Origin of the sequence: Bacillus cereus group sp. N11 (assembly GCF_016483605.1) — a bacterium.
Taxonomy (GTDB): Bacteria; Bacillota; Bacilli; order Bacillales; family Bacillaceae_G; genus Bacillus_A; species Bacillus_A toyonensis.
Window position 1 is genome coordinate 486,874 of the sequence record NZ_JAEHBN010000001.1, and the last position, 14,400, is coordinate 501,273.

The window sequence follows — 14,400 nt, forward strand, 5'->3', positions numbered from 1 at the left end:
GATAAGGGGCTATATTCACATCTTCAAAACAATTTCTCTTATTGCTATCGAACTTTCTTACCATCTTTATAGTCAAGGCACGATACTTCAATTAACAATCCATTAAACATTGTAAAATAAAAACCATAACTACTACCTCTCATCACATAAGGTGCCTTGTCTATTTCAATGCCCCCAGCTACTAAACGATTATATGATTTATCAACTTCATTTGTAGTTTCCACTAAAAAACCAATATGAAAAGCTTCTGGATACGTAACGTCCTTATTCCCCTTGAATGCTTTTGGATCACTTAATACAAGTATAAATCCACTCTCATCGCTCATCACTACAAGTGCCTTTCCTTTTTGCTCCAAAAATTGAAAATCAAAAAAAGTTTCAAAGAAATGTCTCGCTTCTAATAAATCATCAACACATAAATTCAAATGATTCAACTTCATTCACTCATCTCCTTTTAAACAGGGGCTATACAGAAGTATTTTGACCCATATTAATAACACCCGAATGTTTAAGGTTGTATTCAAGTGTTCATTTTTTAATAGTTTAATACTTTTTTCTATCGTCTAGAACGTTTTTTCAATGCAACTTTTAAGATACAGTGAATGAAATTATACGAACGATTCGAAACGGAATATCTATTTACCAATAAAATTTAACAATCGTATTCTATTGTTTATTCTCCAAATGAATTAAACTCCACTCAATTAAGAAAACTGCTGAAGAGATTCGCTCTGTCGTGTCACCTAAAAACAGTTTATTTATAAAATCTTCAAAGTGAGTTGGTACTTTGGATAATGTTTCAATATACTTCAAAACAGATCCAGCTGAAGGTACTGGCTTGTTATTAATAGCCCATATTCCCTCTAACAATGTCCAAGTTGATGTTTGAACTATATATGATGCTTTTAACTCATCTTTTGCTTTCAGAGCAGTCTTAATTTTAATTAGCGAACTATGTAACCAATGAGAAATGCCCTTTACTTTATCACTAGCAACTCGATAGTTTTCAAATTTTTGTTTTGCTATTGCCTTTAATTCTTTCAATTCACCGCTTTTATCAAACAAAATTTTCCCTTCTAAAAATGAATATAGTTCCATCTGATTATTTTTAAAGTTTACTTGTATTTGATTAAAATCAGCATACTTATATTCAACTAAAATATCTTCTCTCATTTCAGAATAAAATCGCTTCTTTTGTCCGTCTTCTAAAAGAATATATAAGTCTAAATCCGAATCAGGATATGCATCACCTCTTGCGACAGAACCGATGAGCATAAATCCGGTTACTTTTTCTATAGATAAACATTCGTTTAAAATTATTTCCACTATTTCTTTATGTTTTTCATATGTAATAAATGAAAGGTTTTCTATCACTTACATCCCTCCAGTACTAAAAAAGAGGATACAAGTTAATTTCTACAACATGTATCCTCTGCTTATATTTTACGACTGCTGATAAGCCGCTTTCGATGATTTCACATAATAAACACCGTGTTCAACGTTAATGATATGATCTGGTTTTGGTTTACCACGGCCCGCTCTATGTCCAGCTAAATGTTCTTCACTCGTTTCCCAGTTTTTCCATGCCTCTTCAGATTCCCAGCGAATCATAACGACAACTTCTTCATCGCCGCGTCTTACTTTTTTCACAAGAACACTTAAGTCAATGAAGCCTTCAAATTTTTCAATTATACCTTCTCCAGTGAAACGTTCTACAACTATATTTGATGTACCTTCTTTTACAGTAAATGTTTTCGTTTCGATAAACATATATCCCACTCCCTCTTTGTAATTCGAATACTAGTATTCTTCTATTATAGTTGATTATGATAATTATTTTCAATTATAAAGTTTTAAATCTTTTGAATTATGCTGTTTTCTCTTCAACTGCCTCATCTAAAAATTTAAAATATGGGAGTAATATTCCTATTAAAGAAGTGACACATATAATCGCACCGATGATAAAGTATAGTGCTCTAACTCCCCACATTTCACTTAGTATGCCTCCTACTAACACACCTAACGGCATAGCGGATCGTATGAAAAATAGTCGAACTGAAAATACTTTTCCTATCATATTGTTCGGGACAGTTTGTTGGCATATTGTCGTGTTATGAACATTGAAAAATGCGATGCAAACACCTGCAATCACTTCAGTTATTACCGCAATTATTATACTATGATTGAACCCTAGCGAAATGTATGTGAGCCCTCCTATAAACAATCCACCAAGCATAAGTATACGCCGGCTTTTATATGTTACTTTTCCGACTAGTATAGATCCAACTACATAGCCAAGCGGAAATCCTGCCAAAAAGTAACCGTACTCCGCATATCCCGCTGACAGCTCGTCTTTTATATAAGGAAGGTTTGTGACCATCGTTACCCCTACTCCAAATTGTACGAAAGTAAGAAATATACCGAGCCAAACGATGATTGGTTTTGTGAAAAAGTATGTAAAACCGTGAAGAAACTGTTCTAGCCACGTTTTTCTCAGTTCTTGTTTTACCCTTTCCTCCTTTATGAAAAGTAACAATCCCCCACTTATAAATAGACACATACATACGAGCAATATAGTTAATTTGATTCCAATGAATTTAATAACGATGCCACCTAATACTGGCGCAAGAAACATCATAAGACGAGTCATCCCATCAATATACGCATTTGCCTCTTGAAGATTCTCTTTACTTACAATGTTCGGTGTAATTGCTTGACTTGCAGGTGTATAAAGCGGTGTAATGAGCCCAATTATAATTTGAACGACATACACGTGCCAAACTTCTATATTACTAGTAACTACCATGACTAAAGGTAGTAAGAAAACAGATGCCCGCATCCATTGCGAAAAAATCATAATCCACTTTCGGCTCCATTTATCAATAAATGGTCCGCTTATTAGTTGCAGTATGAGAGATGGGATAAAATATAATAACCACATACTACTTAATGCTGTTTTTGATCCCGTTAACTCATAAACAAGAATTGAATTACACAACGTCCCGAAAGCTCCGCCTAATTCCGAAATTGCGCTACCAATCCACATAAAAAAGAATGAACGATTTTTCAATACACTCTTCACTATAGCTCACCAACTTTTCTATTTAATTCCTCCCTTTATGTACATTCTCGTTGTATATTATCTATTTAAAAATACATCTAATTCTTTCGCTAACGACTGCACTGCTTTTTTTCTCAATACATATTTTCCGTCATGTATATCAACTAACTTAGCCGAACGTAATAATTTTAAATGATGATGCACTGTCGATTTACCAAGTTGCAGTCTTTCCGTAATTTCCTGCAATGTACGTTCTTTTTCAAACAACATTTTTACAATTCGTAATCTCGCTTCATCCCCAAGTGCTTTATGTTTTTGAACTAAAAAATAATTCGGCTCATACGGATCTTCTGGATGTATACTTTCATTTGCGACAGGATAATGAAACACTTTCGTATCTTCAATATCAGCTTCTATATTCCACGGCCTGTACGTCAGTTGTGGGATAAGAAGTACGTAATGAACACTTGGCTCTGGCATATAGTTAACGCCGCCAGTCGCCCACTCGACAAACTCTTCCGGTTTCATCTTTTTATTCATTTCATTCTTTGCTTCATAGTCTCGCTCTAATATAGAAAGTAATTGCTCTTCCTCTTTTTTAATAACGCTCTCATACCATCCTGTCATAACGGCGATTAAATGGTCCTTTAGTTCTTGTATATCACTATTACATATAAAGCTAATATACGTAGAGAAAAACTGATGATCCTGTGTCAGTTCCTTTAATTTTTGTATTGCAGTTACGTCTCCATTTCCTGCTAAACGTCTTTTTTCTTCATACTTCTCTCCTACAAAGGGTAAACATATATACTTTAAATCTTCTTCTGAAAGCGAATCGATATTCGCAATAAACTGTGATAGATTTTGAAAATCTCCTTCATACAACAACTGAAGCAGCGCTTTCCACGTATTATGCTCTTCTACAAACTGTAAGTGCTCCCTCATTTCTTCTGTTAATGATTGTCTAATTTCTTCCCATTCGCTTTGGGATTTTTCAAGTGTGTCTATTAACCTTTTATGAGTAATTGCCGCAATACCAAGTGCACATTCGAAAAGTATCGAATACTTCATTTGAATATGGTACGTTTCCCTCTTTCTACTCGTTACATGAAAGACTTCCATTTGATCCCCTCCTTATTTGCTATATATTGAATTCTATAACTATCGAATAATACCTTCTATATTTTTAGAATTATATTACAATTACTGAAAACTAAAGACTATTATAATCTTTTTAATCCATACTCCATTAAAACGCCGATTGTTAAATACCTTATTAATAATGGAGGTTCCTTTTTTAGCTCTTTTATACGTTGCAGTTCATATTCTTGTTCTACTATAAGGCAGGCATATTGAAGAGAAAGGAGAATGTATTACATGGAGAAAAATAATGTAGAAAGCGTATGTTTATTTTTGCAATTACTAAAGTTAAGAATACAAAAGATGTTTATTAAAAAAGAATTAAAAAAGTATACTTGGCAACAAACAGTAAAGCGAACGCTTCAAGTACATGATGCCTTACAATCTTCATTAACATCTCTTCAAGAAGCAGAGCTGGATCAACCGATTCCTTCTCTACCTGTTTGGCAACAATATATGAATATCCTTTTGCACGATGCTTATCATACAGGACAAATTATACAACTTCGGAAACTCCAAGGTTCATGGCCAACTCATCGTTCTTATTTATAAATAATGATTAAAATTGCTTAAGTTTAACATGCCACAAAACAATTGAACGCAGTTAACTGTTACATCAATTTCTCTCCCGTAATTACTACCATTACCCAAGATAAAGTAATAAGAAAAAGAGCATCGTAACAGACATAGTCTAGATACGAACCGAAAGAAGTGAAAACGTTAGGTTTTATAAAATTACTTTTATTGCTACAGATAATAAGTGGGAATCTACCGAAGGACCTTTTTATATCAATGTCCCACATTACAAAGAACTAAATGGGCCTGCTGTAGATAATGGACAATTATTTGATTTTACATTAGCTGAATAAATTCAAAAAAAGCAAATGAGATGCTAGCTCTCATTTGCTTTTTTGTAAATCTATGTTTATTAATAGTATAAAATATTAGCCCAAACCAATCGGGTATTTCCAGACCGTAATCCCCCATCTAACTTCTTCACATGCGCCGCTTATTGATTCATTTGCGCATCGTTCAATAGCTCAATTATTTCACTTAACATTTCTTCTGTAAATGCGCCTGCACTAAAGTTTACTAACGCTCGTAACGGCATGTAATTTAGCATAGCATCCATCATTTCAGAGGCATCACTATCCCCTTCAGCCATACTTGCAAACGGGCTGTCTTTTAATGCTTTTTCCATAAGCTCTTTTGCAATTGGTGCTAACATTCGGTCCGCAAATATGTCCCCTAGTAACGTATTTCGATGCACTGTTTTTTTAATTATAGTCGTTGATTGAACGAATATGTTATCTTGTAAAACAATCTCTCTTGAAGACTTTCCTACTAAAATTTCGAATTCACCTGTTTCAACATGCCAGTCCTTCAATTCAACATTATAATAAGCAAATGACCTGTTATTTAAAGTAAAACTAACCGTTTTTTCTTCTCCCGGTTGCAACTCTACTTTTTCAAATCCTTTTAATTCTTTTTCAGGACGAATCATACTACTTTCAACATCTTTTATATACAGCTGAACAATTTCTTTCCCAGCTATACTACCAGCATTTTTCACGTTTACAAGAACAGAAACAGTATCCGTATCCTTTATCTCGTTTTTACTTATTGAAAGTTTACTATACTCAAAGTTTGTATAACTTAACCCAAAGCCAAATGGGAACAATGGTTCAATATTTTTTGCATCATAATAACGGTATCCAACGAACACGCCTTCTTTATATTCTACTTTATCACCTTCACCCGGGAAGTTTAAGTAAGAAGGATTATCGCTTAAAACTTCCGGGAATGTTTCTGCTAGCTTCCCACTTGGATTCGCATCACCAAATAATAAATCAGCAATTGCTCCGCCTAATGCTTGGCCACCTAAATAGCCTTCAAGTATTCCTTTTACTTTACCTATCCATGGCATTTCAATTGGCGCACCATTACTTAAAACTACAACGATATTACTTTGAACTTCAGCAATAGCCTCAATTAATTGCACGTGATTTTCTGGCATTTGTAAATATTTTCGATCAAAGCCTTCTGATTCATAACGATCTGGAAGCCCAACGAAAAGGACAGCTGTATCTGCGCTCTCAGCTATTTTTTTTGCTTCATTAATCAAGTTTTCATCTACGTCATCGCTTGCAAGATCATAGCCTTGTGCAAATAAAATGTTCGTTTTTTCACCTGATACCATTTCAAGTTCTTCAAAAATACTTTCAAGCTTTGTTGGATTAATATGAGAGCTTCCGCCGCCTTGATAACGTGGTTGCTTTGTAAATTCTCCAATTACCGCTACCGTCCCCTCTTTTTTTAGCGGAAGAATGGAATCTTCATTTTGTAACATAACCATACTTTCACTTGCAACTTCCCTTGCAAGCTGATGATGCGTGTCCTTACTATACGTAGCGTTTTCTAATTGATTATCATAAGCTTTAAAAATAATGTAAAGAAGACGCTCAACTGCTTGATCAAGCTTTTCTACACTTAGCTCACCACAATGCATTGCATCAATAATTTTCTTCTCACCAATTCCAAAGCTTGAAGGCATTTCTAACTCTAAACCGTTCGCTAAACTTGCAACACGTTCATTTACTGCGCCCCAATCAGATACGACAAAGCCTTCAAATCCCCATTCATCTTTTAAAATATCATGTAACAAATAGTTATTTTCCGAAGCGTATTCACCATTTACTTTATTGTAAGCACTCATTACTGTCCAAGGCTGTGCTTCCTTAATAACATCTTCAAAGCTTGCAAGGTAAATTTCACGTAAAGTTCTTTCATCAACAATTGCATCTACAGACATTCTGCGATGCTCTTGATTATTAGCTGCGAAATGCTTTAATGACGTTCCAATGCCTTGACTTTGGACGCCTTTAACATGATTTATAGCCATTTGCGATGATAAATACGGGTCCTCTGAAAAATATTCAAAATTTCTTCCGCATAGCGGTGAACGTTTAATATTTGCACCTGGTCCAAGGAGAACACCTACATGTTCAGCCTGACATTCTTCTCCTAATGCAACTCCTACTTCATGTATTAAGTCTTTATTCCATGTACTTGCTAACCCTACTGCTGAAGGGAAACAAGTCGATGGAATACTGTTATAAATCCCTAAGTGATCTGCTCCCTCTGCCTGTTTTCTTAGACCATGTGGTCCATCAGTTACCATAATTGATGGAATCCCTAATCGTTCAATCCCTTTTGTATTCCAAAAGTCTAATCCAGAACATAGACTTGCCTTTTCTTCTAGCGTCATTTCAGAAATGATTTTCTTTATATCTCTTTTCATGATAGCCCTCCTAAAAAACATATAAGTAAACGCTTTCTTAATGATATTATAGTTATTATCTTTCAGATATTATGGTATATTTTTTAGACTACTTGTAAAAATTTTAGCCGTTTTTTAAAGAATAGAGGTTAAAATAATGAATTGCTCCAAACGAGAAGATCTATATTATATTTGTAAGCTAGTCTTTGATCTACATAAAACACCTATCTATTTTCTTACTAACAAAGGAGATTTAGTATTTGAAATCTCGTCCAATATTCTGCATAACCCTATGTATTCTTCCAAAGAGGCAATACTGAATGAACTATATAAGGAACAGCCTTCCTATACTTTTCCGTCACTAGTAGAGACCGCCTTTCTCGAAAACTTTTTCGCAATTCATCTGCGTTTGAACGACCAAATTAGTGGGAATATAATTGTTGGACCAGTCCTTTATTCCAGGCTATCAGAAACATCAATTAACGGCATTGTTAATGATCTTCAACTAAAAATAAACAAAGAAGAAATGATTCGATATTATCGTTCTCTACCCGTATTAAATAATATGAGTTTTTTAAATGTAAGTTTAGTGCTTTATTACATGCTATATCAGAAACAGTTGGACATAGCTGATATACTGCAAAAAAACATGCTAATAAAAAAGGTGGAATTCGAAATTGAACAGCCTGATGTACATATATCAGAGCAACGACAAAGTACATTAACTCATATCGATCCACTAGCCGAGAGGAAAATATTTGAATGTATTAAGCAAGGGAAAAAGGAGGAGTTAATTAAAAATCTAAGGAGATTACCTGAATCAGGAGAACTTGGGGTGTTATCAAAGACAAGTCACCTGCGAAGCCAAAAGAATTCTGCCATTGCAGCTATTACACTTGCAACTAGATCTGCTATTGAAGGCGGAGTTTTCCCTGAAATCGCATATACTATTAGTGATTTATTTATACAAAAACTCGAAGAAATACATAAAAATGAAGCAATTCCCCCTTTTTTAGAGAATGCTTTACTTGAGTTTGCAGAACGTGTCAAAAATAGTACAATGCAGCAACATTCAAAACATATAAACGTATGTCAAAATTATATATTCACTCATCTTTATGGTGATATTACACTAAATATCCTTGCAGAAATAGTCACATTAAACCCTAGTTATTTATCTTCCCTTTTCAAAAAAGAAGTTGGAATTTCTTTAAATGAATATATTCAGCGTGCGAAAGTCGATGAGTCAAAAAAGTTAATGACATATACGAGACATTCTATATCCGAAATTTCTACATTACTAAATTTTCACGACCAAAGTCATTTTACAAAGGTATTTAAAAAACATACTGGTATTTCGCCTAAACAATTTAAAAATGGATGCAGTTATTAGTTATCCTTCGTTCCGTCAATAGATTTAATTTGTTGCTTTACATTCCTAATACATATACTTTATAAAGCGAAAACATTAATTGTTAGTACATTAATTGAAATAGATGAATGCTAAACATAATTCACATTCATCATAACTCCTGATCATAATCCAAATTTGGAAGAATAGAGGCTTTTTTATATACAAATAATAAGCCTCAAGGAGTTGTTGACATGCATTTCATATTAAATATGTTAGGGATTTTTGTTGTAATATTAATCGTCTTCCTTTGTTCGCCTAATAAAAGAAAAATAAAATGGAGACCAATCGTTATTCTAATCATATTGGAGCTTTTTATTACGTGGTTTATGTTAGGCACCAAATTGGGCAGTATTATTATTAATAAAATTGCGTCATTTTTCAGTTGGCTACTATCGTGCGCGAATGAAGGTATTCGTTTTGCATTTCCTTCAGCTATGGAAAATCAAACAGTTGATTTCTTCTTTAGCGCCTTACTTCCTATCATTTTTGTTATCACTTTTTTTGATATCCTTTCCTACTTTGGAGTCTTAACTTGGATCATTGATAAAGTTGGTGCACTTATTTCTAAGATTTCTCGTTTACCAAAGTTAGAAAGTTTCTTTTCCATTCAAATGATGTTTTTAGGAAATACGGAAGCACTTGCGGTTGTTCGTGATCAATTATCTGTTTTAAAAGAAAATCGTTTGTTGACTTTTGGAATTATGAGTATGAGTAGTGTCAGCGGATCCATTCTTGGTGCTTATCTATCAATGGTTCCAGCAACATATATTTTCAGCGCTATTCCTTTAAACTGTATTAACGCATTAATTTTAGCTAATGTTTTAAACCCTATTGAAGTTACGAAAGAAGAAGATGTTGTTTATAAACCTTCAAAAAATGAAAAAAAAGATTTCTTTTCTACTATTTCAAACAGTATGTTAGTCGGAATGAATATGGTAATCGTTATTTTAGCTATGGTAATTGGATATGTAGCTTTAACAGCATGTTTAAATGGTATTTTAAGCTTTTTTGTAGCAGGTTTAACAATTCAAAAAATCTTCTCCATTATCTTTAGCCCCTTTGCTTTTTTACTCGGTTTAACAGGTAAAGATGCTATGTATGTAGCTGAATTAATGGGAATCAAAATCACAACGAATGAATTTGTTGCCATGATGGATTTAAAATCAAACTTAAAGTCTTTACAACCGCATACGATTGCTGTTGCAACTACATTTCTAGCCTCTTTTGCTAACTTTAGTACAGTAGGTATGATATACGGAACTTACAATTCATTATTTGGCGGAGAAAAATCATCAATAATCGGTAAAAATGTTTGGAAGCTTCTTGTTAGCGGAATGGCTGTTTCCTTGTTAAGCGCTATGCTCGTGGGGCTTTTTGTGTGGTAAATCAATACTTATAATAACGAAAGACACCTAAATGAAATTGGGTGTCTTTCGTTATTATTTCACTTTTTCTTTTATAATTTTTATCCCCGAATCTGTCCATTCCCACGAATCACATATTTTGTAGAAGTTAATGCAGGAAGTCCCATTGGTCCCCTTACGTGTAGCTTTTGCGTACTGATGCCAATTTCTGCGCCAAATCCGAATTCAGATCCATCCGTAAAACGAGTCGATGCATTATGATAAAGTGCTGCGGCATCAACGGATGTGAAAAACTTGCTGACGTTTTCCTCGTTCTCTGTAATAATCGCTTCGGAATGCATGGATCCATACGTATTTATGTGATGAATCGCTTCTTCTACTGTAGAAACGACTTTAACTGCTAGCGTGAGAGATAAAAACTCAGTTTCCCAATCCTCTTCTGAAGCGAATGCAATAGAAAAATCAATTGCCAATGCTTTCTTATCACCACGTAGCTCCACGCCTCTTTCCTTCAATAAAGAAAACAGTTCGCTACCAAATTGCTGCGCCCACTTTTCATGAAGTATAATCGTTTCAATTGCATTACATACAGATGGACGCTGCGTTTTTGCATTTATAATAATATTAAATGCCATTTGTTTATCCGCTGTTTCATCAATGAAAATATGACAATTTCCCGCACCTGTTTCAAGTACTGGAACAGACGCTTCTCTTACTACAGTATCGATTAATTGCTTGCCACCTCTTGGGATAAGAACATCCAAGTAGTCATTTAATGTAAATAACTGCTTCGCGCTATCTCGCGTCGTATCTTCTATGAGCTGTACACTTTCTTGAGGCAAGCTCGTTTGTTTGAGCGCTCGGTGAATTACAGCAACGATCGCTTTATTAGAATGGATAGCGGAAGAACTACCACGCAATATGACTGCATTTCCTGTTTTCAAACAAATTGTAGCAGCATCTACTGTCACATTCGGCCTTGCCTCGTAAATCATCCCGACAACACCAAGTGGTACTCGCATCTCCTGAATAGATAGTCCATTTGGTCTTTCCCATGCACTTACACATTCCCCAACAGGATCACGTAAATCAATTAGCTGCTTAATTCCCTCAGTCATATCAATGATACGTTGTTCATTCAGCATAAGACGATCAAGGAGTGACTCAGAAAATCCTTTTGCCTTACCTTCTTCAATATCCCGTTTGTTTTCCTCTACAATATAAGCTGTTTCTACTATCAACTGATCAGCAATTGCGGTAAGTGCTTCATTTTTTTGATTTGTAGATGTAAGCACAAGTTCTCTAGCAACCTCTTTCGCTTTTTTCCCCTTTGCCAACACTTCATTCATTTTTATTTCCTCCTTTTTAAAGGTTAATCCGTATATTATTTGAGAACCATTTAACACGAGTATCTAAAACTTACCTGCCCATTCAAATTTGCGTGCTCTCTTTTCTTAAAATGAAACCCAATGATCTCTATGGATGACTTCATAATTATGCCTTTCGCCTCTTGCTTGAATATCTTGGCTTTGCATACCTTTTAAATTCCTTAGTTCCTCCGCGCTATATGTGCATTGTCCTTTTCCTATTACGCGCCCTTGTTGCGTAATTACTTCCACGACTTCACCCACTTGGAAAAATCCTGACACATTTGTAACACCAGCAGGAAGAAGGCTCTTTCCATGTTGAATGATAGCAGTAGCTGCTCCGGCATCTACTTCAATTTGACCGCTAACAAGCGAATGCAAGGCGATCCATTGCTTGTTCATTTTAATTACTTTTTGAGGAGCATTACCGATATACGTTCCATCACCTTTGCCCTTCAAAACATCTAAAAACTTTTCCTGTCCACGTCCTGTTCCGATAAATACACTCACTCCAAGAGATAGCGCCGTCTTTGCAGCATCGATTTTTGATTTCATACCGCCAGTTCCAAGTTTTGAACCAGCATCTCCAGCAAGAGAAGCGATTTCTTCCGTAACTTCAGGAAGAAAATAATATTTTTTCGCATCTGTATTTTTTTGAGGATTTTTGTCATATAAGCCGTTCACATCCGTAAAAATCATAAGTATATCTGCCGACACAAGTCCGCTTACTAAAGCTGACAGCATATCATTATCACCGAACGTCAGCTCCTCTAAAGAAATGGAATCATTTTCATTGATGATAGGAAGAGCGGAACGGTTTAGTAGCTCTCCTAAAGTAGCGTAAGCATTACTGTATTGTTCTTTTCTAGAAAAATCACTTCTCGTTAATAAAAGTTGTGCAGTAACAATATCATATTTACGGAACTCCTCTGTGTACGCCTGCATTAATAAACTTTGTCCGACAGCTGCTGCAGCCTGTTTCCCTTTAGTTGTCACTGGTCTGCTAGGATACCCAAGAGCAGAAAAACCTGCTGCGACGGCTCCAGATGTAATTAACAAAACTTCATGCCCTTCCTGTTTCAGTCGTGCCAATGCGGCAACGTGATCTGAAAGTTGTTCTTTAGAAATGCCTCCATGACTATCTGCCAAGGAACTACTCCCTATCTTTACAACAATTCGTTGTTTTTTCACTTTTGTAACCCCCAAGTCTAAAATCAAAGTTTTTATACATTACACTTCTATTCATTCAGTTTGCAGCTATATTTATTCTCATCCATGCTGCCCTGTAGTATGAAAGAGCAAAATAAAAATGACCGCTTCGCCCTTAATAAAATAATAAGGACGAAACGGTCATTGTTCCGCGGTACCACCTTGATTGATATACATAGATATCCACTTGACGCCTATAACGCAGGCGAACGCCTAAACTTTCATTTAAGACTCAGGGATAGGTTCGATACATTCTATACGAGGAATCTTTCAGCCGGTGAATTCCACTCTCTTTCGTAAGAAGACATATGTACTAATTCCCTTCAACGATTTTCGATCTGATTTTTTTATATTATGCGATATAGTTCGATTCGGTGTCAAGAGGTATTTTTAAAAATAAATAGAGCCGCAAGTTACTGGTATGAAATTATCGCCCTACTGAATGAAAATAAAAATTGATATAAGTTTAACTCATATTCATAAGCATAAAACCTTAAATTATAGTGTATATATTTACATAATGTCGAATATAATTAATTTTTATCTTTTAGTGTTGCAAAAAGGAATATATTCTCTTAGAATGTTTCTTTATATTGCACAGGGATGTTATTTTTATTCTAAGATAATAATATCAAGCCGATATAATTAATTATAAAAGGAGCAAGATCGAGTTATTATGAACAAACAAATTGGATTCATCGGATGCGGAAATATGGGGATGGCTATAATTGGCGGTATGATAAACAATAATATAGTATCTTCAAATAAAATCATGTGTTCAGATTTGAACACTATGAATTTAAAAAATGCTAGTGAAAAATACGGGATAACTACAACTACTGACAACAATGAAGTAGCTAAAAATGCTGATATTTTAATTTTATCAATCAAACCAGACTTATACTCCTCCGTAATTAATGAAATAAAAGAAGTGATCAAAAACGACGTTATCGTCGTAACAATCGCTGCAGGGAAAAGCATTAATAGTACTGAAGATGCCTTTGATAAAAAATTAAAGGTTGTGAGAGTAATGCCTAATACTCCTGCTCTTGTTGGAGAAGGAATGTCTGCTTTATGCCCTAACGAAATGGTTACAGAAAAAGATTTAGAAGATGTACTAAACATTTTCAATAGTTTTGGTCAAACAGAGATCGTAAGCGAAAAATTAATGGATGTTGTAACATCTGTAAGTGGTTCTTCGCCAGCATATGTATATATGATTATAGAAGCGATGGCAGATGCTGCTGTACTAGATGGTATGCCAAGAAATCAAGCATATAAATTCGCAGCTCAAGCTGTGTTAGGTTCTGCAAAAATGGTATTGGAAACAGGAATACATCCAGGTGCATTGAAAGATATGGTTTGTTCCCCAGGCGGAACGACAATAGAGGCTGTAGCAACATTAGAAGAAAAAGGCTTGCGAACAGCCATCATTTCAGCTATGCAACGTTGCACGCAAAAGTCTATTGAATTATCTAATCAAACTAAAAAGTAAACACTAATTACAAACTGTTTTTGACTATATACACATGTAGTTTACATCCCCCTATTTTCGCCAAAAGATA

Annotated in this window: 12 protein-coding genes and 1 other annotated feature; of the genes, 4 read left to right on the forward strand and 8 right to left on the reverse strand. The window is 34.8% G+C overall.

All coding sequences use genetic code 11. The annotated features are described in order from the left end of the window. Positions 1 to 44: 44 nt before the first annotated feature. The 5 genes from JDS98_RS02575 to JDS98_RS02595 all read right to left on the reverse strand — a co-directional run bounded on the left by JDS98_RS02575 (position 45) and on the right by JDS98_RS02595 (position 4,183). Positions 45 to 440 (reverse strand): VOC family protein, encoded by a 396-nt coding sequence (locus tag JDS98_RS02575; RefSeq protein ID WP_000773071.1) that lies wholly within the window; start codon positions 438 to 440, stop codon positions 45 to 47. Positions 441 to 666: 226 nt separating this feature from the next. Then, positions 667 to 1,374: a nucleotidyltransferase family protein gene (locus JDS98_RS02580; protein WP_097959412.1), complete on the reverse strand. Its 708-nt coding sequence runs from the start codon at positions 1,372 to 1,374 to the stop codon at positions 667 to 669. A gap of 69 nt (positions 1,375 to 1,443) precedes the next feature. Beyond that, a complete protein-coding gene (gene hmoA, locus JDS98_RS02585; protein WP_000469501.1) occupies positions 1,444 to 1,770 on the reverse strand; it encodes a heme-degrading monooxygenase HmoA in 327 nt (108 codons plus the stop codon). A gap of 97 nt (positions 1,771 to 1,867) precedes the next feature. Continuing rightward, the gene (locus JDS98_RS02590) at positions 1,868 to 3,082 is read right to left on the reverse strand and encodes an MFS transporter (RefSeq protein ID WP_097959411.1); all 1,215 of its coding nucleotides are present in this window, start codon (positions 3,080 to 3,082) and stop codon (positions 1,868 to 1,870) included. Between the two features lie 57 nt (positions 3,083 to 3,139). Further along, positions 3,140 to 4,183: an ArsR/SmtB family transcription factor gene (locus JDS98_RS02595; RefSeq protein ID WP_097959410.1), complete on the reverse strand. Its 1,044-nt coding sequence runs from the start codon at positions 4,181 to 4,183 to the stop codon at positions 3,140 to 3,142. A gap of 255 nt (positions 4,184 to 4,438) precedes the next feature. On the opposite strand from JDS98_RS02595, the gene JDS98_RS02600 reads away from it, so the two are divergent. After that, a complete protein-coding gene (locus JDS98_RS02600) occupies positions 4,439 to 4,753 on the forward strand; it encodes a serine/threonine protein phosphatase (RefSeq protein ID WP_199631912.1) in 315 nt (104 codons plus the stop codon). A gap of 457 nt (positions 4,754 to 5,210) precedes the next feature. Here the strand turns inward: JDS98_RS02600 and JDS98_RS02605 are convergent, their stop codons facing one another. After that, a complete protein-coding gene (locus JDS98_RS02605; RefSeq protein ID WP_199633519.1) occupies positions 5,211 to 7,502 on the reverse strand; it encodes a glycoside hydrolase family 3 C-terminal domain-containing protein in 2,292 nt (763 codons plus the stop codon). A 136-nt stretch (positions 7,503 to 7,638) separates the two neighbouring features. On the opposite strand from JDS98_RS02605, the gene JDS98_RS02610 reads away from it, so the two are divergent. Continuing rightward, entirely contained in the window at positions 7,639 to 8,874 is a 1,236-nt protein-coding gene (locus tag JDS98_RS02610; protein WP_087969418.1) for a helix-turn-helix domain-containing protein, read from the forward strand. A gap of 212 nt (positions 8,875 to 9,086) precedes the next feature. Then, the gene (locus tag JDS98_RS02615) at positions 9,087 to 10,280 is read left to right on the forward strand and encodes a nucleoside transporter C-terminal domain-containing protein (protein ID WP_000545491.1); all 1,194 of its coding nucleotides are present in this window, start codon (positions 9,087 to 9,089) and stop codon (positions 10,278 to 10,280) included. An 80-nt stretch (positions 10,281 to 10,360) separates the two neighbouring features. Here JDS98_RS02615 and JDS98_RS02620 read toward each other — a convergent pair whose 3' ends face one another. Together JDS98_RS02620 and proB are read right to left on the reverse strand one after the other, a co-directional pair. Continuing rightward, the gene (locus JDS98_RS02620) at positions 10,361 to 11,608 is read right to left on the reverse strand and encodes a glutamate-5-semialdehyde dehydrogenase (protein ID WP_199633520.1); all 1,248 of its coding nucleotides are present in this window, start codon (positions 11,606 to 11,608) and stop codon (positions 10,361 to 10,363) included. A 105-nt stretch (positions 11,609 to 11,713) separates the two neighbouring features. Further along, a complete protein-coding gene (gene proB, locus JDS98_RS02625) occupies positions 11,714 to 12,817 on the reverse strand; it encodes a glutamate 5-kinase (protein WP_087969420.1) in 1,104 nt (367 codons plus the stop codon). Between the two features lie 143 nt (positions 12,818 to 12,960). Beyond that, positions 12,961 to 13,171 (reverse strand) — a binding site (T-box leader). Positions 13,172 to 13,511: 340 nt separating this feature from the next. Between proB and proC the strand changes: the two genes are divergently transcribed. Continuing rightward, on the forward strand, positions 13,512 to 14,330 hold the full coding sequence (proC, locus tag JDS98_RS02630) for a pyrroline-5-carboxylate reductase (protein ID WP_001041316.1): 819 nt from the start codon (positions 13,512 to 13,514) through the stop codon (positions 14,328 to 14,330). The last annotated feature ends 70 nt before the right edge of the window (positions 14,331 to 14,400 follow it).

Bases quoted from the DNA above. Each gene is read 5' to 3' on its own strand.
- JDS98_RS02595 (WP_097959410.1), bottom strand. From the start codon at position 4,183: ATGGAAGTCTTTCATGTAACGAGTAGAAAGAGGGAAACGTACCATATT.
- hmoA (WP_000469501.1), bottom strand. From the start codon at position 1,770: ATGTTTATCGAAACGAAAACATTTACTGTAAAAGAAGGTACATCAAAT.
- JDS98_RS02610 (WP_087969418.1), top strand. From the start codon at position 7,639: ATGAATTGCTCCAAACGAGAAGATCTATATTATATTTGTAAGCTAGTC.
- JDS98_RS02620 (WP_199633520.1), bottom strand. From the start codon at position 11,608: ATGAATGAAGTGTTGGCAAAGGGGAAAAAAGCGAAAGAGGTTGCTAGA.
- proC (WP_001041316.1), top strand. From the start codon at position 13,512: ATGAACAAACAAATTGGATTCATCGGATGCGGAAATATGGGGATGGCT.
- JDS98_RS02575 (WP_000773071.1), bottom strand. From the start codon at position 440: ATGAAGTTGAATCATTTGAATTTATGTGTTGATGATTTATTAGAAGCG.
- JDS98_RS02605 (WP_199633519.1), bottom strand. From the start codon at position 7,502: ATGAAAAGAGATATAAAGAAAATCATTTCTGAAATGACGCTAGAAGAA.
- JDS98_RS02615 (WP_000545491.1), top strand. From the start codon at position 9,087: ATGCATTTCATATTAAATATGTTAGGGATTTTTGTTGTAATATTAATC.
- JDS98_RS02600 (WP_199631912.1), top strand. From the start codon at position 4,439: ATGGAGAAAAATAATGTAGAAAGCGTATGTTTATTTTTGCAATTACTA.